This is a genomic window from Bradyrhizobium sp. USDA3010, from assembly GCF_056429065.1.
In genome coordinates this window covers 74,424-101,105 of the sequence record NZ_JBWJZD010000027.1, presented here as the reverse complement: position 1 = coordinate 101,105, position 26,682 = coordinate 74,424, and the positions used below count along the sequence as shown (strand labels likewise).

General features: G+C 64.6%; 27 protein-coding genes. 13 read left to right on the top strand and 14 right to left on the bottom strand.

All coding sequences use genetic code 11. The annotated features are described in order from the left end of the window. Positions 1-7 precede the first annotated feature (7 nt). The 4 genes from AC066Y_RS31620 to AC066Y_RS31605 all read right to left on the bottom strand — a co-directional run bounded on the left by AC066Y_RS31620 (position 8) and on the right by AC066Y_RS31605 (position 3,825). Positions 8-1,741 (bottom strand): adenylate/guanylate cyclase domain-containing protein, encoded by a 1,734-nt coding sequence (locus tag AC066Y_RS31620; RefSeq protein WP_478277283.1) that lies wholly within the window; start codon positions 1,739-1,741, stop codon positions 8-10. A gap of 134 nt (positions 1,742-1,875) precedes the next feature. Then, on the bottom strand, positions 1,876-2,430 hold the full coding sequence (locus AC066Y_RS31615) for a PAS domain-containing protein (protein ID WP_478277282.1): 555 nt from the start codon (positions 2,428-2,430) through the stop codon (positions 1,876-1,878). 876 nt (positions 2,431-3,306) lie between these two features. Then, positions 3,307-3,612 carry a hypothetical protein gene (locus tag AC066Y_RS31610; protein WP_478277281.1) on the bottom strand — a complete coding sequence of 102 codons (306 nt, stop codon included), beginning with the start codon at positions 3,610-3,612 and terminating at the stop codon, positions 3,307-3,309. A 45-nt stretch (positions 3,613-3,657) separates the two neighbouring features. Beyond that, positions 3,658-3,825: a hypothetical protein gene (locus AC066Y_RS31605; protein ID WP_478277280.1), complete on the bottom strand. Its 168-nt coding sequence runs from the start codon at positions 3,823-3,825 to the stop codon at positions 3,658-3,660. Positions 3,826-4,305: 480 nt separating this feature from the next. Here AC066Y_RS31605 and AC066Y_RS31600 point away from each other — a divergent pair, with 480 nt between their 5' ends. Together AC066Y_RS31600 and AC066Y_RS31595 are read left to right on the top strand one after the other, a co-directional pair. Further along, positions 4,306-4,608: a hypothetical protein gene (locus AC066Y_RS31600; protein WP_478277279.1), complete on the top strand. Its 303-nt coding sequence runs from the start codon at positions 4,306-4,308 to the stop codon at positions 4,606-4,608. 272 nt (positions 4,609-4,880) lie between these two features. Beyond that, positions 4,881-5,192, top strand: coding sequence for a c-type cytochrome (locus tag AC066Y_RS31595; protein WP_478277278.1), 312 nt, complete (start codon positions 4,881-4,883; stop codon positions 5,190-5,192). A 450-nt stretch (positions 5,193-5,642) separates the two neighbouring features. Here AC066Y_RS31595 and AC066Y_RS31590 read toward each other — a convergent pair whose 3' ends face one another. Continuing rightward, entirely contained in the window at positions 5,643-5,843 is a 201-nt protein-coding gene (locus AC066Y_RS31590; protein WP_478277277.1) for a hypothetical protein, read from the bottom strand. 221 nt (positions 5,844-6,064) lie between these two features. Between AC066Y_RS31590 and AC066Y_RS31585 the strand changes: the two genes are divergently transcribed. Both AC066Y_RS31585 and AC066Y_RS31580 read left to right on the top strand, forming a co-directional pair. Then, the gene (locus AC066Y_RS31585) at positions 6,065-6,913 is read left to right on the top strand and encodes a rhomboid family intramembrane serine protease (RefSeq protein ID WP_478277276.1); all 849 of its coding nucleotides are present in this window, start codon (positions 6,065-6,067) and stop codon (positions 6,911-6,913) included. Positions 6,914-7,102: 189 nt separating this feature from the next. Beyond that, positions 7,103-7,531, top strand: coding sequence for a CBS domain-containing protein (locus tag AC066Y_RS31580; RefSeq protein ID WP_478277275.1), 429 nt, complete (start codon positions 7,103-7,105; stop codon positions 7,529-7,531). A 17-nt stretch (positions 7,532-7,548) separates the two neighbouring features. Here AC066Y_RS31580 and AC066Y_RS31575 read toward each other — a convergent pair whose 3' ends face one another. Further along, positions 7,549-8,595, bottom strand: coding sequence for a patatin-like phospholipase family protein (locus AC066Y_RS31575; protein WP_478277274.1), 1,047 nt, complete (start codon positions 8,593-8,595; stop codon positions 7,549-7,551). A gap of 257 nt (positions 8,596-8,852) precedes the next feature. On the opposite strand from AC066Y_RS31575, the gene AC066Y_RS31570 reads away from it, so the two are divergent. Together AC066Y_RS31570 and AC066Y_RS31565 are read left to right on the top strand one after the other, a co-directional pair. Continuing rightward, the gene (locus tag AC066Y_RS31570; RefSeq protein WP_478277273.1) at positions 8,853-9,923 is read left to right on the top strand and encodes a hypothetical protein; all 1,071 of its coding nucleotides are present in this window, start codon (positions 8,853-8,855) and stop codon (positions 9,921-9,923) included. A 282-nt stretch (positions 9,924-10,205) separates the two neighbouring features. Continuing rightward, on the top strand, positions 10,206-12,704 hold the full coding sequence (locus AC066Y_RS31565; RefSeq protein WP_478277272.1) for a putative bifunctional diguanylate cyclase/phosphodiesterase: 2,499 nt from the start codon (positions 10,206-10,208) through the stop codon (positions 12,702-12,704). A 108-nt stretch (positions 12,705-12,812) separates the two neighbouring features. Here the strand turns inward: AC066Y_RS31565 and AC066Y_RS31560 are convergent, their stop codons facing one another. Both AC066Y_RS31560 and thrS read right to left on the bottom strand, forming a co-directional pair. Then, on the bottom strand, positions 12,813-13,376 hold the full coding sequence (locus AC066Y_RS31560; protein ID WP_478277271.1) for a nitroreductase family protein: 564 nt from the start codon (positions 13,374-13,376) through the stop codon (positions 12,813-12,815). Between the two features lie 84 nt (positions 13,377-13,460). After that, the gene (gene thrS, locus AC066Y_RS31555; RefSeq protein ID WP_478277270.1) at positions 13,461-15,506 is read right to left on the bottom strand and encodes a threonine--tRNA ligase; all 2,046 of its coding nucleotides are present in this window, start codon (positions 15,504-15,506) and stop codon (positions 13,461-13,463) included. Between the two features lie 229 nt (positions 15,507-15,735). On the opposite strand from thrS, the gene AC066Y_RS31550 reads away from it, so the two are divergent. Then, positions 15,736-17,049: a COG3904 family protein gene (locus AC066Y_RS31550; protein ID WP_478277269.1), complete on the top strand. Its 1,314-nt coding sequence runs from the start codon at positions 15,736-15,738 to the stop codon at positions 17,047-17,049. 120 nt (positions 17,050-17,169) lie between these two features. Next, positions 17,170-18,306 carry an MFS transporter gene (locus tag AC066Y_RS31545; protein ID WP_478277304.1) on the top strand — a complete coding sequence of 379 codons (1,137 nt, stop codon included), beginning with the start codon at positions 17,170-17,172 and terminating at the stop codon, positions 18,304-18,306. A gap of 72 nt (positions 18,307-18,378) precedes the next feature. Here the strand turns inward: AC066Y_RS31545 and AC066Y_RS31540 are convergent, their stop codons facing one another. Both AC066Y_RS31540 and yidD read right to left on the bottom strand, forming a co-directional pair. Then, positions 18,379-18,546: a hypothetical protein gene (locus AC066Y_RS31540; protein ID WP_420964700.1), complete on the bottom strand. Its 168-nt coding sequence runs from the start codon at positions 18,544-18,546 to the stop codon at positions 18,379-18,381. Between the two features lie 101 nt (positions 18,547-18,647). Further along, positions 18,648-18,959 carry a membrane protein insertion efficiency factor YidD gene (gene yidD, locus AC066Y_RS31535; RefSeq protein ID WP_478277268.1) on the bottom strand — a complete coding sequence of 104 codons (312 nt, stop codon included), beginning with the start codon at positions 18,957-18,959 and terminating at the stop codon, positions 18,648-18,650. A gap of 282 nt (positions 18,960-19,241) precedes the next feature. Between yidD and AC066Y_RS31530 the strand changes: the two genes are divergently transcribed. Continuing rightward, complete coding sequence (locus AC066Y_RS31530; RefSeq protein ID WP_478277267.1) at positions 19,242-20,159, top strand: COG3904 family protein; 918 nt, start codon at positions 19,242-19,244, stop codon at positions 20,157-20,159. Between the two features lie 21 nt (positions 20,160-20,180). Here AC066Y_RS31530 and AC066Y_RS31525 read toward each other — a convergent pair whose 3' ends face one another. Further along, complete coding sequence (locus AC066Y_RS31525) at positions 20,181-20,627, bottom strand: iron-sulfur cluster assembly scaffold protein (protein ID WP_029080129.1); 447 nt, start codon at positions 20,625-20,627, stop codon at positions 20,181-20,183. Positions 20,628-20,867: 240 nt separating this feature from the next. On the opposite strand from AC066Y_RS31525, the gene folE reads away from it, so the two are divergent. From folE to AC066Y_RS31505, 4 genes are all read left to right on the top strand, one after another. Continuing rightward, positions 20,868-21,548, top strand: a complete 681-nt coding sequence (gene folE / locus AC066Y_RS31520; protein WP_478277266.1) for a GTP cyclohydrolase I FolE — start codon at positions 20,868-20,870, stop codon at positions 21,546-21,548. Positions 21,549-21,576: 28 nt separating this feature from the next. Beyond that, positions 21,577-22,005, top strand: a complete 429-nt coding sequence (gene hisI / locus AC066Y_RS31515) for a phosphoribosyl-AMP cyclohydrolase (protein WP_420964696.1) — start codon at positions 21,577-21,579, stop codon at positions 22,003-22,005. A 107-nt stretch (positions 22,006-22,112) separates the two neighbouring features. Then, the gene (locus AC066Y_RS31510; RefSeq protein ID WP_478277265.1) at positions 22,113-23,117 is read left to right on the top strand and encodes a transglycosylase SLT domain-containing protein; all 1,005 of its coding nucleotides are present in this window, start codon (positions 22,113-22,115) and stop codon (positions 23,115-23,117) included. A gap of 161 nt (positions 23,118-23,278) precedes the next feature. After that, positions 23,279-24,460, top strand: a complete 1,182-nt coding sequence (locus AC066Y_RS31505; RefSeq protein ID WP_478277264.1) for a DUF2336 domain-containing protein — start codon at positions 23,279-23,281, stop codon at positions 24,458-24,460. Positions 24,461-24,520: 60 nt separating this feature from the next. Here AC066Y_RS31505 and AC066Y_RS31500 read toward each other — a convergent pair whose 3' ends face one another. From AC066Y_RS31500 to AC066Y_RS31490, 3 genes are all read right to left on the bottom strand, one after another. Next, positions 24,521-25,099 (bottom strand): Hpt domain-containing protein, encoded by a 579-nt coding sequence (locus AC066Y_RS31500; protein WP_478277263.1) that lies wholly within the window; start codon positions 25,097-25,099, stop codon positions 24,521-24,523. 9 nt (positions 25,100-25,108) lie between these two features. Next, entirely contained in the window at positions 25,109-25,654 is a 546-nt protein-coding gene (locus tag AC066Y_RS31495; protein WP_092115128.1) for a response regulator, read from the bottom strand. Between the two features lie 108 nt (positions 25,655-25,762). Continuing rightward, positions 25,763-26,542 carry an NAD kinase gene (locus AC066Y_RS31490; protein ID WP_478277262.1) on the bottom strand — a complete coding sequence of 260 codons (780 nt, stop codon included), beginning with the start codon at positions 26,540-26,542 and terminating at the stop codon, positions 25,763-25,765. Positions 26,543-26,682: the final 140 nt, after the last annotated feature.

The window sequence follows — 26,682 nt, the reverse complement described above, 5'->3', positions numbered from 1 at the left end:
CGCGGCGCTATTTCTGCTCCAGGTGCCAGGCACTATCCCAATCCGCCGCCGGCGGATTTTGCCTGAAGGCTGCAACGCGCGCCTTCATTGCGGTCGACGGTCCGTCGCCCGGCGCCGCGGCCAGTGCCGCGGTGAAGGCTTGCTCGGCATCGTCCCAGCGCTGCGCGCGATAGGCGGCGAGGCCGTCGGCGTAATGCTGCCGCAGCTCGGCCTGCGCTGATGTCAGCTCGTCCTTCTTGCCCATGATCTCGAACACGGCGACCGGCTGGCTCTGCCCCATCACGACCAGGCGATCGATCTCGCGCAGTTCGATGGCGTCGGCACAGGCGCTCGCGGTGGCTTCCGAGATCAGGCTGCGGCTGCCGTAGAACTTGTTGGCGCCTTCCAGCCGCGAGGCGAGGTTCACGGTGTCGCCGAGCACGGTGTAGCTCATCATGAATTCAGAGCCGATGCTGCCGACCAGCGCTTCGCCGGTGGCGATCCCGATCCGGATATCGCAATCGGCCGGGATTGCGCGCACGCCGAGCAGTTCGGGCAGATCCTTGCGCAGCTGGCTGACCTGGCCGATCATGTCGATGGCGGCAAGCGCGGCCAGATGGGTCTGCTCGGCCTCCTCGACGAAGGGGGCGCCCCAATAGGCCATGATGGCGTCGCCGATATATTTGTCGATGATGCCGCGATGCGCATGGACCGGCGCGGACATCGTCGACAGATAGAGGTTCATGATCTTGACGAGGCCGCGCGGCGTCACGCCTTCGCTCAGGCTGGTGAAGCCTTTCATGTCGCAGAACATCACCGTCATGATGCGGCGCTGTCCTTCGGTGGCGGCGATCGCCGGCTGCTCGAGCAGGCCCTCGGCGATCCGCGGATTGATGTAGCGGCCAAAGGTCTCGCGGATGCGCTGGTTGTGACGCAGCGTCTCGATCATGCGGTTGAAGGCGGCCGACAGCTGGCCGATCTCGTCCTGGGTCGTGATCGCGATGGTGCCGTCGAGGCGGCCCGCCTCGACCTCGCGGGTGCCCTCCAGCAGCCGCATCACCGGGCGCGTAATGCCGCTGCCGACCAGCATCGCGAACACGAAGCCGAGGATCGCGGCAATCGCGGTCACGACGCCGGAGATGATGATCGCCCGCTGCTGGGCACTCATCACCTTCGCGGCGGCCGAAGCGACCTGCGCCAGCATGTCGGCACGAATGCCTTCGATCTTGTTGGCGAAGTCGTCGCGCAGCGCGTCGGCGCGCAGCGTAGTCGCTTTCGCGGCCGCGAAGTCCTGGGCGTCGAGCTGGTCGAGCAGCGTCTTGTTCTCGGCGTTCAGGCGCATCAGGAGGTCGTTGACGGCATTGTCGATGCGGTCATCGAGGCGCCCGAGGGCGGCGTTGTCCGACGGGGTCGAGGGATCGGCGATGATCGAATCGATCAGCACGCGCGCCGCGTCGGCCTCGCGCTTGATCTGGGGCTCGATTTCGTCGAACGTCTTGCGCGCCGCGTCGTAGCCGCTGGCTTCTCCCGCCGCCTGCATCTTCGCCATCATCATCCGGCGCATCGCCAAAGACCGCTCCAGCGAGCGGATGTTGACGCGGGCGAGATGGCCATAGGCGGGGATGTAGCGGTTGGTGAGCTCATCCAGGAGATGGCCGACCTGGCCCGCCATCACCATCGACAGCAGCGAGGTGATCACCGCGAGGACGATGAGTCCTGCGGCGATGCCGACGATCTTCTGCCTGATCGAATTGCGAAACATGCCCAGCCCGGCCGCAGCTGCAATAAGCGGATCACCCCCGCCATGGCGGCGAAACAGCTAATAGAGTTCCGCGGCCCGCGGTGCAAGCGACCGGCGTGGCCGGTCTCGCCGCCGGACGAGGGCTGGCGTCGGGGCTAGCGCAGTCCTTCGTAGACCATGAGGCCGCGCGCGATCGCGAGCTTGCGCAGGGTCCGCGGCACCAGCCGCTCCTGGGGATGCAGGTAGCGCCACGAGGTCAGGACGAGGTCGTGCAGCCGGGTGACGTCATCCTCGAACGGGGCGAGCAGGCCGGTCAGGCTCGCCGGCATATGGACGCGGGCGGTGAAGGGCAGGAGCAGCAACTCGAGGTGCGCCTTGGAGCCGGTTTCGGTCGTGGCGGTGATGCCGGCGATGGCCGGCAGGGTCTCTTCGACGACACAGGTGATGATGTCTTCGATCTCGCCGCGGCTTTCGCCAGTGAAAAGGGCGGAAAAGCTGCGGTTCTTGAGGTCGCAGCCGAGCAGGGCGGAGGTGCGGGTGCCGGCGACGCGGAACGGAAAGCGGGTCTCGCCGTCATAGGACAGCACGAAGATGTCGGACAGCAGCTCGCGCACCGCGGACGGTTCGAATTCACTCCGGTCGGGTGCACGCGCAGCGCCGCGCTTCGCATTCCAATAGGCGAAGAATTCGCGGCTGGAGCTGTGTTTCATCTAAAAACCTTGCCCGGCACCTGGCTCGGCGGGACACATCTGTCCCGGTTTTGCTCAGGCGCCTTCCCTTCTCTGTTGTGCAGGGAGGGCTGTGCAGCGTCCATGCCGTGGCCGCGGTTCGGGCGGCTTATCGGCAGCTTTGTGTTGTTAAGGTAAATTTAACTATGTCCTTGGCGGCCGCGGAACCTGCGCCTAGGGTCCGCGCGTTCCCGTTCGCCGGCTGCCCCAAGCGCCGGCGTGGTTGGTACACAGGTGGCGTGAAACAGTTTGGTCACCGTGCGGGAGGGGTGGGGATATTCTCCCGATCCCTCTGGGGCACGAGAAGACCAGCCGATCAGGGAGGGCGTTCTCAGCGCCCTCCCTTGTTTGTTTTTATTGACGTTTTCCGCGCACTGCATTTCCAGTTCGGGACAGCCGTCTCCTTTTGATCCACCGCAACGCGTCCCTCATCTCGTCGAGAAGATTTCGCTCTGATCCCCGATGACGAACCGCTGCCCCACCGAAACCGAAGCCTGCACCCTAGCCGAAAGCGCAGGGCATGGCAGATGGACGAGGCACAAGTCGTTGCAGCTAAACGGCGGGTTGCAGAAAAACCCTCCGTTTCCGAAAGGCCCATCACCGTCGCGCCCGTAAGATGGCTGCGATCCCGGAAGCAACATTTGAAAGCGGCATAAAGGATGCACGCCGAAAGGTAGAGGAGCATTCGCGCGGTCAGCATGATGGCTGAGCAGAAGGCGAAGAATGAGATGACGGCCAAAAATGCGCCCGGACCTGGGCGCGGAAAAGCCGTGGTGCCAGCGGCACCGGCTTTTAAACCTACGCTCGCAAGTCAAAAGATCGATAAGAACCTCGCGAAGCGTGCCCGTAAGATGGCGGCTATCGGAGCGCGCGCACGTAACCGATCATCTCTTCGGTATCATCAGTGTCTTTGAAGAGGGTCCTCAGCAGCCGCCACAATTCGCGGTGCCCGGCAGTTTGTCCACCTTGCTTGAGATAATCCGCGATATCGATTGCTGCAGTTTGGATCTCAATCGTACCGCTGACGCGTGCGTCCAAATGCGCCACCTCCCGCTCGACATACAAGCTTTTGGTGTCCGTATCGAAGACCAGTGCGCAACGATCGGCGTGGGTGACCTCAGGGCCTCTAACTTGGCGGTACAACTCGCGTCTGAGGAGGGCCATGTTCAACTCCGACGGTTTCCGACAGCAGAATCCGAAGCTTCGGCTTCATGAGGCCGCCGCCTTCTCTCTCGCCTTCTTGATATGGAAGTCGGCCAGCTTGGCTTCTTCCTCCGCCAACAGCTCGTGGAGCAGGGCGATCTTCCTAGCGTCGGTCGCGGTCGCCAGTAGCTCTTTGTAGTGAGCGATGTTCGCCTGAAAAATGAAATTCAACATGGCTCGACTTCCTTTGGTTGAGCCAAGGTTCGTTATGCTGCGCCTCGGAAAAGCAAATAGCGAATCAAATGTCGGCTACCGACAATATGAACCTAAGGCCACTCCAAAAATCGAAACTGAGCCCCCAGGTGCAAACACTAAGTAGGTTAGGTGAGCCGCTTACCTTTGACTCCCAATGGCTTTCTCAGCCCGGTCTTGATCCTCCACGCCCAGCGCAATGCAGTTGCCGTACCGAACTCAGCCAGAAAATGCGGTGCAGCTGAGGGACCGAAATGCTTGCTGGACGCCATCAAGTGGACGGCCTGCAAGCACTTGTGCAGCGAGATATGGGCGGACTCGAATACCCCTGATCCGGGAAACCCCTTACGCACACCACCCGAATTTTAAACACGGGCTCCTTCGGGCTAGATGATGCTCGATGAGTCAGGATGCTCGGGGCCATGATGGGCAAAGAGTGTCCGTTAGCGGTGTCCGACGACAATGACCAAGCTTGAATTGATGAAGGTCAAAGACGCTGCCAAGGAACTGCCAGACCATTTTGTTATGGACTGGCAGACGATAGCGAGCGCACCGTTCGACCGTGATCTCGAAGTCGCGGTTTTCGACGCTGGAGAAACCCACGCGGTTGTCTTTCCGTGCCGCCGTGTGCTTCGGGGTTGGGTAAGCGCGGAGACGGCGGCCCCCGTTGCCATTCATCCAACCCATTGGCGCGAATGGCAGGCCTCCAACTCAGCGCTTTTTGTTGTGCTCGGTCCGGGCATTGCGCAAGGCGGCGACCTTTAGCTCCTCCTCCGCCAGTAGACGTTCGATAGCGGCGCGCCTCTCCGCGTCCGTTTCCGTCTCAAGGAGCGCCTTGAAGTGCGCAATGTTGGCGTTCGCGATCTCTTCAGGCATCCGGATAGGCGTCCAATCACCGACCAAGTTGATCCGACCCCGATCCACAAGGGACATACGGCCGTATTGCGATGCGGCACGAGAGTATCGCGATCATCTGCCCCCTTCAAGCCGTGGCCGATCAGCGGTACAAGCGATCCATCGAGTTGGAATCCTGCTCAATGAAAATCTGTCATGCAGCGATTTTCGCCGTCGCGTTTGAACTGACCGGATCGGCGGCCCTTGCTGCGGATGCAAACCACGGGGCGGAGCTGGCAAAACGATGGTGCGCCACCTGTCACGTGGTCAGCGACGATCAGAAGCAGGCAGTCGCCGATGTGCCGCCATTTGCTGCAGTTGCGCGTAACCCAGATTTTAGTCCCGATAAGCTGGCGCTTTTCCTGCTCGACCCGCATCCAAAGATGCCAAATTTTCCGCTGAATCGAGTCGAAGCAGCGGATATCGCCGCTTACATCGCATCGCTGCGCAAATAGCGCAGAGGCGAGGTTATAAGCAACCGGCCCCATCACCGTGATTCTACGGCTTGGCACAATCTGCACTGGTGCGGTCGGTTCCCGGGCGTAGGCTTCAATCCCAGCTGTAGGGGTTGTGTCATGGGCAGTGACATACTCGAAAGCGTTTGCATCGTGCTCCTCGGGCTGAGCCCGCTCGTCATCATCGGCGTCGTCATGTACGTGGAGTGACCGCAATCTGGCTCAGCGCATCGGGCCAGTAGATGGCCCCAGCAACTAGCCTCCTCATAGGCCGCCAATGGTTGCTGGGGTCGCTCAATCAGAGGCCGCCTCAGTTGGCGGCCTCTATCGTCTCTGGGTGTAACGTTACGAGACGATTTCCTAAACGCACCTCGTCATCTCCACGCATCACCTTGGCTTTGATCCTTCCAGCCTGTTGGATCACCAAATTTTTGAACGTGGCCGTGATCGTCATATCGAGGCAATTGCTTGGAAGTGTCGCCATGCCTCAAGCTGGGCGCCACACGACAGTAGGTACGAAGCCGTGGCAACAATGAAGTAGCGGTCGAGGGCCGTCGCCGGACGTTCACCGGCCTTGCGGATCGCCTGCGCCTCGGCGTCGATGAGCTTCGTGAATTCGGCCTCGATGTCACCGCCCAGCGGCTTGGTCACGCCACATGCAGCGTTCCGCTTCGCCCGTTCGCGAGGATGTAAACAAAGAATTGCGCGTTCATCTTGCACCAAATGGATACGGAAGGCGTCTTAAGTCTCGCAAGTTCAGGGAGCATTGCCAATTTCGATGGGTCCGGCTCTGCATCGCAACACTGCGTGGCTGCGACGCGTCCGGGCCACGAGAGATGTCCGATTTCGGGATTGTGCACTTGCACAGCGGCATGAAAGCCGCCTATCTGGGATGCACAGCCGCATTCGAGGTCGTCGACCCCTTGGACTCCCATCCCGAATCCCCGCTCGAGCCGCCGCCGGAGGCGCCGCGCGAGCCGATCCTGACCTTGCCGCCGGCGCTCACCGCCTACATCCTCCTGATCGCGGTGATCCATCTGCGGGTGCTGCTGCCGCCGGAGATGGAAAACTGGACCATCGACGTCTTCGGCTTCATCCCGAAGCGGTACGATTCGACGCTGCTCGACATCACCTTCCCGGGCGGAGACGGCGCCAAGGTCTGGACCTTCGTCACCTATTCGCTGCTGCACGCCAACCTTACGCATATCGGCTTCAACGTGCTGTGGCTGCTGCCGTTCGGCAGCGCGCTGGCGCGGCGCTTCGGTGCGGTGCGCTTTTTTGTCTTCATGGCGGTGACGGCAGCCGCCGGCGCGCTCGCGCATCTGTTGACCCATGAGCACGCCATTGCGCCGATGATCGGCGCGTCGGCCTCGGTGTCGGGGACGATGGCGGCGGCGATGCGCTTCGCCTTTGTGAAGGGCAGCTTTCTGTCGTTCAGCCGCGGCGATGCCGACGCGGCCGCCAAGGTGCCCGCGCTGTCGCTGTGGCGGGCGCTGCGCAACGGGCGGGTGCTCGCGTTCCTGGCGATCTGGTTCGGCGTCAATATCCTGTTCGGCGCCACCTCGCTGTCGCTCGGTGCTGAGGACGCGAGCGTCGCCTGGCAGGCGCATATCGGCGGCTTCCTCGCCGGGCTGTTGCTGTTCTCGCTGTTCGATCCGATTCCGCGCGCGCGAGATGATGCTGCGGATGCGTCGTCGCTGGACCAGGCCGGCCGCGTCTGATCGCCGCTTGCGGCTCGGTTCGAATTCCTCCATCATCTTTGCGACACAGAACAAAGCGGGCCAACACATCGAGCCCAGCTACCGACCGCGCCCCAAAACCGAAATTGGCGCGGAACTGTTGATTGAAGACTCTGGCGAACAGGCTCGACCCCGCTGATGCGGGGAGCGAACGGATTCAGGGAGACGACAATGACGGTACGTTCCATTCTCGATGCAAAGGGCCATCAGGTCATGAGCGTCGCGCCCGGCGCGAAGCTCTCGGCCGCGGTCAAACTGCTGGGCGAGCGCAAGATCGGCGCCGTGCTGGTGATGGAGCAGGGCCGGATGGAAGGCATCCTGTCGGAGCGCGACATCGTGCGCGTGCTCTCAGAGCGCGGCGCGGGCGTGCTGGAGGAACCGGTGAGCGCGGTGATGACCAAGAAGGTCGTGAGCTGCCGCGAGTCCGATACCGTCAGCGGCCTGATGGAGATGATGACCACCGGCAAGTTCCGCCATCTCCCTGTCGTCGAGGACGGCAAGGTGGTCGGGCTGATCTCGATCGGCGACGTCGTCAAGCGCCGCGTGCAGGAATATGAGCAGGAGCAGGAAGCGCTGCGCGACTACATCAAGACCGCCTGAGCAAGACCGCCTAAGCGCTACTTCCCGGGGGTGCCCACGCCGTTGGACGGCGGCACCAGGATCTCGATGGCTTCCTCGATCGCGCCGATGGCGCGTTCGGCGGCGCGGATGCCGTGTGCGATCAGGTCGTCGGCGCGGTGGAAGTCGAACCAGCCGATCTGACCGACGCGCGGCGAGATCAGCATGTCGGGCGGATCGCCGGCGAGGCGCGCGCGGGTAATGCGGTCCTGCATGATGTTGAAGGCGTCGACCATGACGCTCGAGATCCCGGGCCGGCTGGCGCTGCCGAAAAACTCCCGCTTCACGGTCCGTTCGGCGGAGAAGAAGCGGCCGAACCGCCGCTTCGGAGGTTCCGGCTCGATCTCTGCCTCGGCGGTCACCGCGACCGTCACTTCGGGCGCGGCGGACGGTCCGTGATTGTAGATCGTGGTCGAGTGCGCGAACACGTCGCTGGAGAGGTTCGCTGCAATGACGATCTCGGCGCCGAGGGCACGGGCGGCCGAAACCGGCACCGGATTGACCAGCGCGCCGTCGACCAGCCAACGGTCGCCGATCAGCACCGGCGCGAAGATGCCGGGCAGGGCGTAGGAGGCGCGCATGGCGTCGACCACACGGCCCTGGGTCAGCCAGATCTCGTGCCCGGTGCGGACTTCGGTTGCGACGCTGGCGAACTTGACCGCGAGGTCCTCGATCATGATCTGGCCCAGCGCCGCCTCGATCTCGGCGGCGAGCTTGGTCCCGCCGATCAGGCCGGAGCCGTTGAGGCGGATGTCGAGGTAGCCGAGCACGCTGCGCGGCTGCAGGCTGCGGGCCCACTGCTCCAGCTTGTCGATTTGGCCGGCCGCATAGGCGCCGCCGACGACGGAGCCTATCGAGGTGCCGACCACGACGTTGGGGACGATGCCGTGGGCGAGCAGGGTCTTGATGATGCCGATATGGGCAAAGCCGCGCGCGGCGCCGCCGCCGAGCGCGAGCCCGATCACCGGCCGGCGAACCGTTCCCAGTCCTACCTTGTCAGGACCGTCGGAGCTCTTTTGGCCTCGGCCCATCCAGCTATCCAACACGGCAAATCTCCTGCCAGCGCGAGACTAGGCCGCGCGGCATCGCTGCGCCAGCGTCGTCCGGTTTCATGGTTATTCCCCACAGGCATGATTCATGCCCCGGGTGGACCGCGGTAGGCAGGGAATGTGACTTGACCGCGACGATAGGACTAACATCGGCTTGATCGAGCGGTTCCAAACCGGGGACGGCGCCCCCGGGACTGTGACAAAGCATTGGACGAAGGCTTGAATTTGCCGCGTTTTCGTTGAAAAGCATGCTGATGACTTCGAGGGGCAACGGCATCGGCGGATGCGGGCGGGGCATGCAGCTCCTTCCGCTATTGACGCTTGCGGCATTTTTGCTCGCCTTGATCCCGACTTCGGTGTCGGCGCAGTTCTTCAGCGACCGGCCACCGCCGATCCCGCCAGCCTCGGTTCCGGACGTACCGTCCGGCCCGGCGCTCAATTTGGCGCCGCCGTCCGGGCCCGGTTCGGGGCCCGTTCTGCCCGGTCCGCTGACCCAGCCGACCATCGTCCAGCCGTCGATTGCGACCGTGCCTCCGGTGACGCCGCCGGCCGGCTCGCCGACCGCCGGGCAGGCGGTGCTGTCGCTGACGGCGCGATACGGCAAGGACCTGCCGGTGATCAATGCCGGGCTGGTGTGGCGGGTGTTCGCCGACAAGCCGGATGACAACGGCACCTACAAGCTGATCCGCGAGGAGCGCGGGGCGACGCCCAACCTCGTGCTGCCGCCCGGCAACTATGTCGTCCATGTCGCGCTCGGCCTCGTCAGCGCGGTCCGCGCCGTCAGCCTGAAGTCGGAGACCGACCGCGAGTCCTTCGTGCTGCCGGCCGGGGGCCTGCGGATCGAAGGCCGGGTCGGCTCCAGCAAGATCCCGGCCAACCAGATTTCGTTCGCGATCTACAAGGGCAGCCAGTTCGACGGCTCGGACCGCGGCCCGCTGGTGCCCAACGTGTCCGCCGGCGACGTCGCGCTGCTGCCGGAGGGCACCTACTACATCGTCTCCAACTATGGTGACGCCAACTCGGTGGTGCGCTCCGACATTCGCGTCGCGGCGGGCAAGCTCACCGACGTCACCGTCACGCATCGCGCGGCCGTCATCACCCTCAAACTGGTCAGCGAGAAGGGCGGCGAGGCGCTCGCCAACACCGCATGGTCGGTGATCACGCCGGGCGGCGACGTGATCAAGGAATCGATCGGCGCGTTCCCGCGCGTCGTGCTCTCCGAAGGCGAGTATCGTGCGATCGCCAAGAACGAGGGCAAGGTGTTCGAGCGTCCCTTCAACGTCGTCAACGGCGTCGATGGCGAAGTCGAGGTCGTGGCGCGCTGACGCCCGCTCGAATTGCATTTCATGCAACTGTCATAGTCTCTAACGTGAACTAACCATCGCGCCAGTTTGAGCTGTCATAATCGCTGGCGGCGACGCACGGGCTCGCTATTTTTACATGGCGTTAAGCCGCGGCATGACTTGGATGCCACGGGGACTAAGGCGCGCCGAGTTCAAATTGTGTCGTCATCGCGCCTTGGCTTTTTGCTTGAGCATGATCCCTTCGGAAAGCTTGTTTCGCATTTTCCGGATCATGCTCCGGCGTTTGCGTGAACGGGGCGTGCCATGATCATGGCCAACAAGAAATCAGCAAAGACTTCGGCCAAGTTCAATTCCGAGATGTTCGCCGACGTTCCGGTTCTGCAGCGCAAGTGGCAGGCGGCAGTTCGTCCCGGTGAACAGCTGCCGCATTACGAGGACGTGATGCTCGGCAGTCTCGGCCGGCTCGCCGATCACATCGTGCTGCTGCGCAACGTCGACGGCGTGCTCAGCGTCTCGCACACCGGCCGCTACGTCCAGACCTGGCTGAACGACGAGCGCTGGGACATTCCACTCAGCGCGCTGCCGCCGGACTGCGCGACGGCATTGACCGAAGCCGCCGCGAATGCGCGCGAGAACTGCCGGCCCTATCTCGCGTCGGCGCATTGCGTGCGCGACGGTCTGGTGCGGACCTTCGACGTGCTGGCGCTGCCGACGCGGTCGCGCTGGGGCGGCATCCTGGTCGGCGTCTATGTCAACGAGCGCAATGCGCAGTACAATCTTCTCGATACGATTTTCTCGGCCACCGACGAGGGCGTGCTGTCGCTCGCCGCGATCCGCGACGCGCGGGGCGAGGCGGCCGACTTCCAGATCGTGCATCTCAACCAGGGTGCCGCAAGGCTCCTGATGCAGCCCGCGACCGAATTGCTGTGGCGCCGGCTCAGCGCCGGCGGCAATCCGCTCGCGGCGCCGGCGGTGATGAACCGCCTGCGCGGATTCGTCGGAAGTGGATTCGTCGGCAACGGTCCTGGCGGCCAGTTCGAGATCGACAGCGGCGATCGCTGCCTGCGGCTCGGCGTCACGGCGTTCGGCGACATGCTGTCGCTGACCGTCTCCGGCGTCACCGCGTTGAAGCAGCGCGAGCAGTCGTTCCGTCTGCTGTTCGAGAACAACCCGATGCCGATGTGGGTATTCGACGCCGGCACGATGGAATTCCTCAGCGTCAACGACGCCGCCGTTCAGCACTATGGATACAGCCGGGAGCGATTTCTCGGCATGACGCTGCGCCAGATCTGGCCGGAGGATGAGTGGGCCATGCACAGCGCCGCCTTGCGCGAGGTCGGCAACGTCTATCAATCGAGCCGCGACTGGCGGCACATCAAGGCGGACGGCGCCGAGATCCATGTGCTGACCTTCGGACGCAGGGTGGCGTTCGAGGGCCGCGACGGCTATCTGGTCGCGGTGGTCGACATCACCGAACGCCGCGCCGCCGAAGCGCGGATCGCGCACATGGCGCACCATGACGGTCTGACCAACCTGCCGAACCGCGACTTCTACCAGGAGCGCCTGCGCGAGGCGCTGGAGCGCAGCCGGCCCGGCAATCGGCGGGTCGCTGTGATGTGCATCGATCTCGATCTGTTCAAGAACGTCAACGATTCCTTCGGGCATCCGATGGGCGACCGGCTGCTCAAGCTGGTGGCGGAGCGGCTGCGCGAACTGGTCCGCGATGACAATGTGGCGGCCCGTCTCGGTGGCGACGAGTTCGCGATCGTGCTTGCCGCGGATGTCTCGCCGAACGAAGCGAGCGCTTTCGCCGAGCGGCTGATCGATGCCCTGAGCGCGCCCTACAAGATCGACGGACTCGAAGTCGTGGTCGGTGCCAGCGTCGGGATCGCGCTGTCGCCGGGCGACGGCACGACGTCGGAGGACCTGATGCGCAATGCCGACATGGCGTTGTATCGCGCCAAGTCCGAGGGCGGCGGCGTGCATCATTTCTTCGAGCCGGAGATGGATCAGCAGGCGCAGAAGCGCCGCGACATGGAGCGCGATCTGCGCGCCGCCTTCAGCAACGGCGAATTCGAGCTGCACTACCAGCCGCTGGTCGACATCGCCGCCGACCGCATCAGTGGCTTCGAGTCGCTGCTGCGGTGGCAGCACCCGCAGAAGGGCATGATCTCGCCCGCGGAGTTCATCCCGGTTGCGGAAGACATCGGCCTTATCGTCGCGCTCGGCGAATGGGTGCTGCGCGAAGCCTGCGCCGAGGCGATGAAGTGGCCCGCCGACGTGAAGGTCGCGGTCAATCTGTCGCCGGTGCAGTTCCGCAGCCGCAATCTGGTCCAGGCCGTGATTTCGGCGCTGGCGCATTCCGGCCTGTCGGCGCGTCGGCTCGAGCTCGAGATCACCGAGTCGGTGTTTCTGGCGGAGACCGAGGCCAATCTCGCCATCCTGCATCAGCTGCGCGAGCTCGGCGTCAGCATCTCGATGGACGATTTCGGCACCGGCTATTCCAGCCTGAGCTATCTGCGCAGTTTCCCGTTCGACAAGATCAAGATCGACCGCTCCTTCGTGAAGGACCTCGCGCGGCGCTCCGATTGCCTGGCGATCGTGCGCGCGATCTCCGGCCTCGGCCGCAGCCTCAAGATCACCACGACCGCGGAAGGCGTCGAGACAACAGACCAGCTCGACTGGCTGCGCGCCGAAGGTTGCAACGAAGTGCAGGGCTTCCTGTTCAGCGCGGCGCGGCCCGGGCACGAGATCGCGGCCCTGCTGCGCGGCTTTGCGGAGCGCGCGTCGAAGGCGGCGTAACTCTCCGCTCGTCATGGCCGGGCTTGACCCGGCCATCCAACATTCTTCAGAAGATTCTATCGGTAGATGGATTGCCGGGTCAAGCCCGGCCATGACAGATCTACGGTTTCAGAACCGCGTCACGATATCCGACAGCACCGGGCGCGGGCGATCCTCGCTCGGCTTGGTCGGCGTGCCGATATGAATTAGACCTGCGAGCTTCTCGTCCGGCTTCAGGCCGAGACCGTCGAGCACGTCGCGGTCGAAGGCAAACCAGCCGGTCAGCCAGCAGGCGCCGTAGCCGAGCGCGCTCGCGGCGGTGACGATGTTCATGGCGCTGGCGCCGGCCGACAATTCCTGCTCCCACGGCGGCACCTTCGGGTGCGGCCTGGTGAAGGAGACCACGCCGATCACCAGCGGCGCGTCGGTCAGGCGCTTCTTCTCGACCTCGATGTCGGCGGCGGGCGCGCCGGGATTCTTGCGGGCAAACACCTTCGCGATCACGTCGCCGGCGCGGGCGCGGGCCTCACCCTCGAACACGATGAAGCGCCAGGGCGCCAGCTTGCCGTGGTCGGGCACGCGCGCACCGATGGTCAAAATGGTCTCGAGCTCGGCCGCGGACGGGCCCGGGCCGGTCATCTCGCGCGGTTTCAGCGAGCGGCGCGTCTTCAGGAGTTCAATGGCATCGGGCACGGAAATGTCCTTCAAGTGGAGTCATGCCCCCAAGATGGGGGCACGACCAAGCCGACGAAAGGCAGTTTAGACCGATTGTGAAGATCAGGCGGCCGATCGCGCCCGTTTCACGTCCGGCGGTGTCGCTTCATCGACCAGCGCGGCGATCGCCTCATCGGTCGGCATCACGGTCTGGCGCTCGCTCCCGAGGCGGCGGACGGAGACCGAATGCGTCTCGGCTTCCTTCTTGCCGACGACGAGCAGGGCCGGGATCTTGGCCAAGGAGTGCTCGCGGACCTTGTAGTTGATCTTCTCGTTGCGCAGGTCGATCTCGACGCGGAGGCCGGCGCGGCGCGCCGCGGCCGCCACCACCTTGGCGTACTCGTCGCCCTCGGAGGTGATGGTCGTGACCACGAGCTGGGTCGGCGCCAGCCAGAGCGGGAAGTTGCCGGCATAGTGCTCGATCAGGATGCCGATGAAGCGTTCCATCGAACCGCAGATCGCGCGGTGCACCATCACGGGCGCCTTCTTCGAGCCGTCGTGATCGATGTAGAACGCGCCGAAGCGTTCCGGCAGGTTGAAGTCGACCTGGGTCGTGCCGCACTGCCAGTCGCGGCCGATGGCGTCGCGCAGCACGTACTCGAACTTCGGCCCGTAGAACGCGCCTTCGCCCGGGTTGATCTCGGTCCGGATCCGGTTGCTGCCCTTGGCCTTGATCTCCGACAGCACGGTCGCCATCACGCGCTCGGCATGATCCCACATCTCGTCGGTGCCGACCCGCTTTTCGGGCCGCGTCGAGAGCTTGACCGTGAGCTCGCCGTCGAAGCCGAAATCGGCGTAGGTCGACAGGATCAGCTCGTTGATCTTGAGACACTCATCGGCAAGCTGCTGTTCGGTGCAGAACACATGGGCGTCGTCCTGGGTGAAGCCGCGCACCCGCATCAGGCCGTGCATCGCGCCCGACGGCTCGTAGCGATGCACAACGCCGAACTCGGCGAGCCGCAGCGGCAGGTCGCGGTAGCTCTTCAGGCCGTGCTTGAAGATCTGCACATGGCCCGGGCAGTTCATCGGCTTCAGCGCGAACCAGCGCTTGTCCTCGGCCTCGTCACCGGCGGACTGCGCCGCGAACATGTTCTCGCGGTACCAGTCCCAGTGGCCCGAGGTCTCCCACAGCACCTTGTCGAGGATCTGCGGCGCGTTGACCTCGCTGTAGTCGCCGAGCAGCCGGCGCCGCATATAGGCGATCAGCTGCTGGAAGATGGTCCAGCCCTTCGGGTGCCAGAACACCACGCCGGGCCCTTCCTCCTGGAAGTGGAACAGGTCGAGCTCGCGGCCGAGCTTGCGGTGGTCGCGCTTCTCCGCTTCCTCGATCTGCTTGAGGTAGGCGTCGAGATCTTCCTGCCTGGCGAATGCGGTGCCGTAGATGCGGGTCAGCATCGGATTGTTGGAATCACCGCGCCAATAGGCGCCGGCCACCTTCATCAGCTTGAAGGCGTTGCCGATCTTGCCGGTCGAGGTCATGTGCGGGCCGCGGCACAGATCGAACCAGTCGCCCTGGAAATAGATCTTGATCGGCTCGTTGCCGGGAATCGCGTCGACCAGCTCGACCTTGAAGGCCTCGCCCTTGTCGCGGAACACCTGCTTGGTCTTCTCGCGATCCCAGACTTCCTTGGTGAACGGCTTGTCGCGCGCGACGATTTCGCGCATCCGCTTCTCGATGGCGGCAAAATCTTCCGGGGTGAACGGCTCGTTGCGGAAGAAGTCGTAATAGAAGCCGTTCTCGATCACCGGGCCGATCGTGACCTGGGTGCCCGGCCACAGCGACTGCACGGCTTCGGCAAGCACGTGCGCGGCATCGTGCCGGATCAGTTCCAGCGCGCGGGGATCTTCACGGCTGATCAACTCGATCTTGGCGTCGGCTTCGATCGGATCGTTGAGATCGGCGAGCGTGCCGTCGAGCGCCATCGCGACGGTGCGCTTGGCGAGCGAGGGCGAAATGCCTTTGGCGATGTCGAGGCCGGTGGTCCCTTTCGGGAAATCGCGCCTCGCTCCATCAGGGAAGGTGAGGGCGATCTTGTTCACGGGTTCTGCGGGTTTGAGGTTAGAGAGGCTGTACTGGAATCCGGAACCGGATTTGGGCGTGTCTGCCATCGATGTCTCCTGTAGCTCACTCCTGCGAACGAGCGCAGGTAAGCGGAAAGCAGCGGTATAGCAGGGGATTTGACGCCTGCAATCCGGCAATATCAAGAAATTGGCCCTCCTGCCGCACCGATTCGAGAGAAGCTCGCCTGCACCTGACGGCGCCAAGCGTTGCGACGCTGCCGATCATCGTCTAACGTCGAATGTCCACTTTCCCGCCATCGTGCCATCCGCAAGGTTCATGTTTTCCCGTCTCCTGCTTTTCGTGGCGTTGCTTCTGGTCCCGGGCATCTTGCGGGCGGAAGAAGCACCGGTCGAGAAGGCCGGGTTTGCGAAAAGGCTGACCATCTATCTCGCCAAGGGACCGGCGAATGCCTGCGGCGCCGGTTGCGATCGCTGGATCGCGATCGAAGGCGAGATCGATCGGAATGCCGCAGCGCGGATTCGCAGCTTCCTGCTTACCGTCAAGGACCCGCAGCTTCCGATCTACCTTCATTCGCCGGGCGGAAACGTCGAGCAGTCCTATGCGATCGCGCGGTTTCTGCGTGCACGCAAGGCGATTGCCCGGGTCGGCCGCACCAGCGTGCCGGCCTGTTCCACGGGCACGCAGATCGACACCGCCTGCGAGAAGATCAAGGCTGTGAAAGGCGAGGTCGAGGCCGAACTCACCACGCGCAACGCGATGTGCGTTTCGGCCTGCGCCTATCTGTTCCTGGGCGCGACCAACCGTGAAGTGGCGCCCGACTCGGTTCTCGCGGTGCATAACTCCAAGCTGATGTTCGTCGTCCACGGGAATCCGCCGCCGCAGGTCGTCGCCGATTTCAGGCGGCGCGAGATGGTGAGCGCCGATCGCGACCGCAACCTGTTCCTCGCGGCGATGGGAATCAGCCATGAGCTCAGCGAGCTGATCCGGACCGTGAAGTTCGAGAACCTGCACGTGCTGACGCGGCCGGAGCTCTATCGATTTGGAATCGATACGCGGCCGCTGCCGGAAACGCTGTGGGCGGTGGAGAAGGAAACCCGGCCCTATGTCCGCAAGATCGCGCAGCAGAAGAAGGGCGACGGCAGCTCGTTCCGCATGATGGAGTGGCGCCTGTTCTGCGAGAACAAGGATCGCGGGCGGCTGATGTTCGTGCGCGAGTTCGACGAGGGCGCCGCCGGCAAGAGCACGGTGGTGATGATGGCCGGCGCCGCCAAGGCGATCGCATTCGGCAGGTTGCCGGCGCGGTTCGGCAAATACGAGGTCTGGAGCGACCCGGTGGGGTCGGACACCGTCAAGGCGATGCTGGCAGTCCCGCATCTGCAGATCGGCGAAAGCACGCCGTCGTCAGACGGCAAGTCTGATCCCAAGGGCGATCCCAAGTCCGATATCAAGTCCGATCTCAAGCCTGACTTTGCGACATTCGATATCGAAACGACCGGGCTGGAGCAGGGCTGGACGCAGCTATTGGCGTCGTGCCCGGCAGCAAGCGCCGGCCCGAAGCCTGCGAGCCCGTTGCCGGCCGCCGTGTCGCCGAGCGTCAACGCGGCGCCGGTCGCATCGCCGTCGCCATGAGCGCAACAGGCGCCATTCGATCACGTGCCATCGATCACGTGCTATGCATTTAGATGCAGTTGCATTGATTTCGGGGTCTGCTATCAACGCGGCGTGAAACGCTTCGCTCCCACCGCATTGATGCTCGGCAATATCGTCACCGGCTGCTCGGTGCTGGCGCCGGCCGGCATGCTGTCGGAGCTGTCCAACGGGCTCGGCGTCACGATCCACGCCGCGGGTCTCCTGATCACCTTCGGCGCGATCGTGCTGTGCGTGGGCTCGCCGGTGACGGCGTGGCTTACCAGCCGGTTCGAGCGGCGGGCGCTGCTGACGGCGACGCTCCTGGTGCTGACCCTGACCAACGCGGCATCGGCCTTCGCGCCGGACTACGACAGTCTGTTGATCATCCGCCTGGTGATGCTCGCGGTCGGTGTCCTCTACACGCCGCAGGCGGCCGGCACCGCGGCGCTGATCGTGCCGGTGGAGAAGCGCGGCAGCACGATCGCCTATATCTTCCTCGGCTGGTCGCTCGCCGCCGCGATCGGGCTGCCGTTGATCACCTTCATGGCAAGCCGTTACGGTTTTCGCGTGACCTATGGCGCGATCGCGCTGACCGGGCTCGTGAGCTGCCTGCTGCTGTGGTGGCGGTTGCCCGGCGGGTTGCATGGCGCGCCGGTCGACTTGAGGACCTGGGCCGATCTCGGCCGCAATCCGACCGTCATCCTGCTGCTGTCGATCACGACGCTGCAGATGTCCGGCCAGTTCGTGGTGTTCACCTTCATGGGGCCGCTGCTCGGCAAATTGACCGGCGCCAACGCGGACGCCGTCGGGATCGTGTTCGCGCTCTACGGCATCTTCGGGTTCGTCGGCATTGCGATCGCAACGCGCATCGTGGATTCCTGGGGCGCGTGGAAGACGTCGGTGCTGTTCACGGTGCTGCTGCTCGCCGGCGTGGCCGGCTGGGCGCTGAGCGCCGGCGCCTACGCATTGATGGCCGTCTCGGTTGCGGTGTGGGGCCTCGGCTTTGCGTCGACCAATTCGATGCAGCAGGTGCGGCTGGTCGGCGCGGCGCCGACGCTTGCGTCGGCGTCGATCTCGCTCAACACCTCGGTGCTCTATATCGGCCAGGCCATCGGTTCTGCGATCGGCGGATTGCTGTTCGCGCGCGAATGGCTCCACAGCGCGGGCTATGTGGCCACGGCCTTGGTCGCGGCGGCCCTTGCGGTCGTGGTCATGACGCGGCCGCGACAGACGGTGCGCGCTGCCGCAGCCGAGTGAGCCTCGCGCTTGACGCGCTCGAGAGCGTTTTCGAGCGAAGTGAATAACGGTCCGCAAGAAACGCGTTGCGCGTCACCACTTCACGCTCTGGCTGGGCACGATGAATGCCGTCGTGCTCGGCTTGCTCGGATTGTGGGTGAAGTAGCCGTAGGCGGCAACGATCACGACGAGCAGGGCAAGTACGGCCAGCAGATCGATCTGCCGGGGATCGTGCCCGTTGTGGCTGAGTTTCCAGCGCATTGTTGTTTCCTCCCCAAGGGGGCGATGAAACAATACGCCAAGTATCGCCACAGTTCCGCCGGAACAGCTACGCGCGTGGCGTTTGGGAGCGTCGCAACAGATCAAGCGTCGTTGACACCGCGCCATCGGCCATAGCGCCAGGGCAGATACCAGTGCGCCCCAGGCGGCCTCGTCTGCGGGACATTATCGATGCCGGAGGTTCCCCAGGGCTGGCAGCGCAGCAATCTTGCCAGCGTCATCCACCCGCCGGCCCAGAGTCCGAAGCGCTCGATCGCTTCATCGCCATAGACCGAGCAGGTCGGCAGATGCCGGCAGTTGTAGCCGACCAGCGGCGACAGCGTGTGCCGGTAGATCCAGATCAGGGCGCGGCCAAGGTTGCGCGGCAGGCGGCGCATGGTGGTGGCACAGTCCATGCATCGCGGATGGTGTGTCGTTGAATGATCGGTCGGTGACATACGCAAGTATGTACGTAATCTTGCGGGGGTTCCAAGCTAAGGAACTGTTCAATTGCAGATATTTACGCCACAGTTGGCCATTATTGCACAGCACCGATGGCGCTGCAGCAAGGGCTCTATGGACGGTCCAGGTCAGCAACGCTACCGTTCCCATTGCGCGCCGATGACAGATTCGTGGCGCATTGCCATGGGGCCATTGCCACCGCTCGCATCACCAAGGGCTTGGGGGAAGGAACCAAATTGAGGCTCGTGAACTCGCTTTCATTGCGCAGTTGGGTGCTCACCGGCGCCGCTGTCTTTTGCTTCGCGGTTTCCGGCACGGCCGCATGGGCGGGTAACTCCCCGCAGGCCAGCCCGACCCTCGAAGAACGCAAGCTGCCGATGAAGTTCAGCTGGATCGCATGCCAGCCGAATTGCCGCGGCTGGGTGTCGGCGGTCGGCATCATCACGGCCGACAGCCCCAAGGAGTTCGACGAGTTCGCGCGCAGCCGCCAGCTCAGCGGCGCCACCATCGTGCTCGACTCCAGCGGCGGCTCGGTCAACGACGCGATCGCGCTCGGCCGCCGCTTCCGCGGTCTCGGCGCGCTAACCACGGTTGGCACCAGCGTCGTCAATGCGGCCGCGCAGGGCGACCGCGCCAGCGTGCTGCCGGATGCCTATTGCGAGTCGATGTGCGTGTTCCTGCTGTTGTCGGGCAAGACGCGCTATGTTCCGCCGGCCGCGCACATCCGGGTGCATCAAATCTGGATGGGTGATCGCGCCGATGACGCCAAGGCCGCCAGCTACACCGCGCAGGACCTGATGATCGTCGAGCGCGATATCGGGCGTCTTGCCAAATACACCTTCGAGATGGGTGGGGCGGGTGAGCTGTTGTCGCTCGCACTTAGCGTACCGCCGTGGGAAGATTTGCACGAATTGTCGGCGGCCGAATTGCGGCTGACCAATCTCGTTACCACCGATGCAGTCGCCGACGTGCTGCCGCATCAGGACAACGCAATCCCGGTCGCCGATGCGAAGCCGAAGAACGCCGATCGCTTCGCGAGCAGCGCGATGGAAGGCGAGGCGCTGCCGCAAGCCACCAAGGCGACCAAGACCGCCGAGGCCGTGGTGCCGACCGGCGGCACCGCAGCGCCGGCGCCGGTCCAGCCGTCGCAGTAAGGTTGAGGCTGGCGGTCGGGCTTACGCCGGCTGCTTTGCTTTGGCCTCGATCTGGCCGATCGCATCGACCACGGCGTCGAAGGTCAGTAGCGTGGAGGCATGGCGGGCCTTGTAATCGCGCACCGGCTCGAGCAGTGCGATGTCGGCCCATTTGCCGCCCTGCGGAGGCTGGCCATTTTCCTTCAGCATCTTGCGGACGGTCTCGCGCAGTTCGCGCAGTTCGTCCGCAGTCGACCCGACCACATGGCTTGCCATGATCGAGGAGGAGGCCTGGCCGAGCGCGCAGGCCTTCACGTCATGGGCGAAATCCGTCACCACGGGGCCGTCCATCTTGAGGTCGACCTTGACGGTCGAACCGCACAATTTGGAATGGGCGGTGGCACTGGCGTCCGGCTCGGCCAGTCGTCCGAGGCGCGGAATATTGCCGGCCAACTCAATGATCCGCTTGTTATAAATGTCGTTCAGCATGGGGGTAGATGCCTGGTTCCGGCTGCGCCGGGCGCTCTTGGCGGCTGGGTCTCACCGTCCTATATATGAACCGCATCGTCCGAAACATAGCCCGGCTATGCTTCCACCGCGGGTCACTTGCGCCGCGACGGTGCTACAAGAATGGGACTCAGGCGCCCGGCGGTTCGACGACCCGCCCCGTCTGCCCGGTGACACATCCGGCCCGAAGGCAAATGCCAGGGCCGGTCGAACGGAGAAGACATGGACGCCTTGATCAAACCGATTCGCCCCAACAAGCCGGCCGATGCGAAGGCCAGCGAGCTCGACCCCTCAGAATTCCTGGCTGCGGCCGTTCGTGCCGACCAGCCGCGCCCGTCGCGGGCGGAGGCCGAGGACGCCGTGAAGACGCTGCTCGCCTATATCGGCGAGAACACCGGCCGCGAGGGCCTGCTCGACACGCCGCGCCGCGTCGTCGAGGCCTATGACGAGCTCTATCAGGGCTATCATCAGTGCCCGGCCGAGGTGCTGAACCGCACCTTCGGCGAGACCGCCGGCTACGACGATTTCGTCCTGGTCCGCGACATCGAATTCACCTCGCAGTGCGAGCATCACATGATGCCGTTCTACGGCAGGGCGCATATCGCCTACACGCCGGTGGAGCGCGTCGTGGGTCTCTCCAAGCTGGCGCGGTTGACCGACATCTTCGCCCGCCGCCTGCAGACCCAGGAGCATCTCACCGCGCAGATCGCGGCCGCGATCGACGAGGTGCTGAAGCCCCGTGGCGTTGCGGTGCTGATCGAGGCGGAGCATACCTGCATGTCGGTGCGCGGCGTCGCCAAGCATGGTGCATCGACCTTCACCAGCCGCTTCACCGGCATGTTCCGCGACAATCCGGCGGAGCAGCAGCGTTTCCTGTCCCTGGTGCGAGGACCGAGCCGGTAACCTCGCGTTTTCCCAAGCGAGGTTTGCCGTGTCCGCATCGACCCACGATCACGACCGCGAAGAAGGGCTGGCCTTCCAGCCCAAATTCGACGCGACAGGTCTTGTGACCTGCGTCGCGACCGATGCCGCGACCGGCGACGTGCTGATGGTCGCGCATATGAACGACGAAGCCCTGCGCAAGACGATCGCGACCGGCGAAGGCTGGTACTTCAGCCGCTCGCGCAATGCGCTGTGGCGCAAGGGCGAGAGCTCGGGCCAGACCCAGCGCGTGATCGAGATCCGGATGGATTGCGATCAGGACGCGGTGTGGATCAAGGTCGAGCAGATCGGCGCCGCCTGCCACACCGGACGGCGCTCCTGTTTCTATCGCGCCGTGAAGGGCGAGGGCGGCAATGTCAGCCTGTCCTTTGTCGACGCCGAGCGGCTGTTCGATCCGGCGCAGGTCTACCGCAAATAGCGGGTCCTGCTGGGCTCTCTGGATCTTAACGTGCCGTTAACCATAATTGCGGCAGGTTGGCGGGACATGGGTGCCGATTGCCGGCACCCGGCAAGGCACCCGGACAGATGGCGGTCGACCTCTTCAATGCGACGGCTTCGGCAGGTGTCGATGCTTCGCGCCTGAAGGTCGCCGGTTCGATCAAGCAGGCGGCCGCGACCACCGGCACGAGCTTCGAATATTTGCTCACGACCGCGAAGATGGAATCCAATTTCAATCCGCGGGCCGGCGCCACGACCTCGTCGGCGCACGGACTCTATCAATTCATCGACCAGACCTGGCTCGGCACCGTCAAGGAGGCCGGAAGCCAGCTCGGCTACGGCCAGTATGCCGACGCCATCACCAAGAATTCCGACGGCAGCTATTCGGTCAGCGATCCCTCCGCGCGGAGCGCGGTCATGAAGCTGCGCGACGATCCCGATGCGGCGTCGTCGATGGCCGCGGTGCTGACGCAATCCAACAGCTTCAAGCTCACCGGCATGCTCGGCCGTCGCCCGACCGATGCCGAGCTCTATATGGCGCATTTCATGGGTGTCGGCGGCGCCGGCAAGCTGATCTCGAGCGCCGAGGACAGCCCGAGCGCCAATGCCGCCGCGATGTTTCCGAAGGCGGCAGCCGCCAACCAGTCGATCTTCTACGATAAGTCGGGCAGCGCGCGCAGCGTCAGCCAAGTCTATTCGGTGCTAACCACGCGCTACGCCGCGGCTGCGAATTCGAACGACACGCGCACGGCGTTTGCCGCGGCGGGCGGCGACACCATGTCGCCTTATGCGATCGCAAGCGCTGCGCCGACACAGGCGCCGGCCATGGACACCGCGTCCTATCTTTCGACCTTCCCGAATGCCCGTGCGGCCTCATCAGCCGGTGCGACCTCGGCCGTCGCATCGGCGCAGCCGGCGCCGGCCTTCCGCTCGCTCTACCAGGGCGGCGACCGTTCGGAGCCGATCTCGCCGGCGGTGCAGGAGCTGTGGGGAAATTCCGCATCGCTGACCACGTCGGCGACGCCAAAGGTCCGCGCGCCCGGGCGGCTTGATCTGTTCAGCGATCCGAACGGCACCTACAGCAGCGGCTAGATTGCCGGCTTCGCAGGTGCGTTGGCGCGCCGTGGCTGTCTTAACGAAACGTCAATAATCCCAAACGTTTATGGTGAACCCTTTGTTAAGCGTCATGGTTTATTTTTCCTTGTAGTGGCGTCGTATGTCGATGCCGTCTCGTTGCGTAAGCCGGCAGGACCATGATCGTTCGGCAGTTCATTAGTTGGATTAGGACCGCTCCGGCAGGCGAGCGGGCAGAGGCGACGCGGGCGTTGGCCCGGGCTTGGCTCATTTCGGATCTCACCGAAGGCGACCGCATCGCAGCCGAAGGCGCGCTGCTGATGCTGCTCGACGACCCATCGCCGCTGGTGCGACAGGCGATGGCCGAGGTGTTTGCATACAGCGCGGAGGCGCCGGCTACGATCGTGCAGGCACTGTCGGCCGACCAGCCGGCGATCGCGCTGCCGGTGCTGGAGCATTCACCGCTGCTGATCGATGCCGACCTGGTCGACATCGTCGCGACCGGCTCCGACGAGATGCAGTGCGCGATCGCGCGCCGCGCCAATCTGCCGGCCTCGGTCGCCGCGGCGATCGCCGAGGTCGGCTCGGCGGCGGCCGCGCTCGAGCTGATCGAGAATCCCTACGCCGGGCTTGCGCCATTCTCCTGGGACCGCATCGTCGAGCGCCACGGCCATCTCGCCGCCATCCGGGAATCGATGCTGCAGCTGGAAGATTTGCCGTCGGCGACGCGGCTCTCGCTGGTCGCAAAGCTCTCCGACACGCTGGCGCAGTTCGTCGTCGCGCGAAACTGGCTCGGCGCCGACCGCGCCGACCGCATCGCCGGCGAGGCGAAGGAGCGCTCCACGGTGAACATCGCCGCGCGTGCCTTCGGCGACGACATGCAGAACCTGATCACGCATCTGCGCGCCACCGGCCAGCTCACCGCCGGGCTGATTCTGCGCGCGCTGCTGTCGGGCAATCTCGATCTGTTCGGGGCTGCGCTCGCCGAATTGTCGGGACTGCCCTATGGCCGGGTTTCCGCGCTGTTGAACGACCGCGGCGGCAACGGCCTGCAGGCGCTGCTGCGGCGCGCCGGCCTGCCGGAATCCACCTACGCGGCGTTCCGCGTCGCGCTCGAGGCCAGCCACGAGGTCGGCTATGTCGACAGCGGCGACGGCGCCGCGCGGCTGCATCGCCGCATGGTCGAGCGCGTGCTGACCCATTGCGAGACCGATCATTCGGCGGCCGAACCGCTGCTGATCCTGCTGCGCCGCTTTGCGACGGAATCGGCCCGCGAGGATGCGCGCATGTTCTGCGAGGAGCTCGCCGCGGAAGACGCGGTCGCGGTGCTGCCCTACGACGACGATCTGATCGCGGCCTGACAGCCGCGTTCTCCCGAGATTGAGGATGATTGAAGCCGTGGCCGCTGCCGCGGCGCGCGGCTATTCGCCAGGCACGATGCTCGGCGCGAGGATGGCCTCGAGATGCTCGGGGCGGTCGCGGTTGGCGTGGGTCAGGAATTCATCGGCGATGCCGCGGAGCTGCTTGCTCAACACGCCGGCCACGACCGCGGTATCGAGCTTGGTGCGGTTCCGCACGATCGCCTGCACGGCGTTGATGTGGTGGGCAATCAGCTGCGCCGGCACTGCGGCGAGATCAGGTGCGTGCTCGATGATGCGGCACAGGCTCTCGGCCGCCGCCGCCGCCGAGGGATAACCGAATGTCGCGGCATCGCCCTTGATGTCGTGCGCGGCGCGGAACAGCTCCTCGCGCGTCTTGTCGTTGAAGCCTTCGCGCTGCACCGTGGCGTGCGCGGCGGAGAGGCGGTCGGCCTCGATCGCCATCCATTCCTTGAACTCGCCCGACAACCCGGCGAGCGCCTTTTCGGCGCGGCCGACCGGATCGTCGAGATCGCTCTCGGGGATGCGCAGCAGCACCTTGCGCAGCGGGTTCGGCTGCGTGATGACATGGTGGGTGCCGAAACTCTTGACCTCGATCGTCCCGGGTTTGTCTTTCGCCATGGCGATATCCTAAATGGTCGAGCGCGCCTTCTCGAGCAGCGACGGCTGTTGCAGGATTTCGACCTCGCCGCTGCCGCGGCGTTCGGGGCCGATATAGGTGTTGGTGGTGTTGCGGCGGCGGTCGGGGCCGAAATAGGTCTTGGTCTTGATGAACGGACGCGGGTTGGCGACCACGTTCATGATGCGTTGGTAGAGGCCCTTGGCCGAGATCGGCTTGGCCAGGAATTCGGTGACGCCGGCATCGCGCGCCACGGTGACGCGGCGCTTCTCGGAATGGCCGGTCAGCATGATGATCGGCGCGTAGGGATTGCCCTTGGATTCCGGCTGCCGGATCATCTGCGCAAGCTCGAGCCCGTCGAAGATCGGCATCGACCAGTCGGTGATGACGATGTCGGGCACATAGTGGGTGTACATCTCGAGCGCGGTGGCGCCGTCCTCGGCCTCATACACCTCGCGCGCGCCGAACGAATGCAGCAGCGTCCGCAGGATGCGGCGCATGTGCGGATTGTCGTCGCAAATCAAAAATCGCAGCTTGTTGAAATCGATGCGATACATGGTCCGGTCCCGAACGGGCATACCGGGCCAATGCGGTATTACCCGACGTTAACCATATCCCGCCCTGGGTTAATGATTGGTTGCCGGGCGGGGTGGGCCGGTGCGCCGTCAGTAGCCGAACTGCTCGCGCAGGATGCGCTCTTCGAGCGAATGGCCGGGATCGAACAGCATCCGCATCGCGATCGTCTTGTCGGAGAGCACCTCGACCCGGCGGACGTCGCGGACCTCGTCATGGTCGGCGACCGCGGCGACCGGGCGCTTCTCGTCCTCGATCACCTCGATCACCACGAAGGCGGAATTCGGCAGCAGCGCGCCGCGCCAGCGCCGCGGCCGGAACGCGCTGATCGGGGTCAGTGCCAGCAGCGCCGCGTTGATCGGCAAGATCGGCCCCTGGGCGGAGAGGTTATAGGCGGTCGATCCGGCCGGCGTCGCCACCAGGATGCCGTCGGCCATCAGCTCGGGCATCCGCTCATGCTCGTCGATCAGGATGCGCAGCTTGGCGACCTGGTAGGTCTGCCGGAACAGCGCGACCTCGTTGATGGCGTGATGCAGATGCACCGCGCCGTGGATGTCGGTCGCGCGCATCAGCAGCGGATTGATCAGCGACTCCCGCGAGGCCGCAAGCCGCGTGCGCAGATCGTGCGTCGAATATTCGTTCATCAGGAAGCCGACGGTGCCGCGATGCATGCCGTAGATCGGCTTGCCGCTGCGCATGTTGGCGTGCAGCGTCTGCAGCATCAATCCGTCGCCGCCGAGCGCAACCACGACGTCGGCATCGGCGGCCGAATAGTTGCCGTACATCGCGGTCAGCTGCTCGAGCGCCGTCTGCGCTTCCGCGCTCGCGCTGGCGACGAAGGCGATCTTGTCATACCGCTTGGAGCTAGCCATCGCTCACGAACTCGTTTGGCACGGAACACGCCGCGCTCGTCTATACATCCCGGGCGGCCTTGTCGAGATGGTCCCGTGAGAGACCCGATGCCCAACGGGTGCCGCCAGACTAGCGCAGTTCGCTAGTGATATGCGTAAAT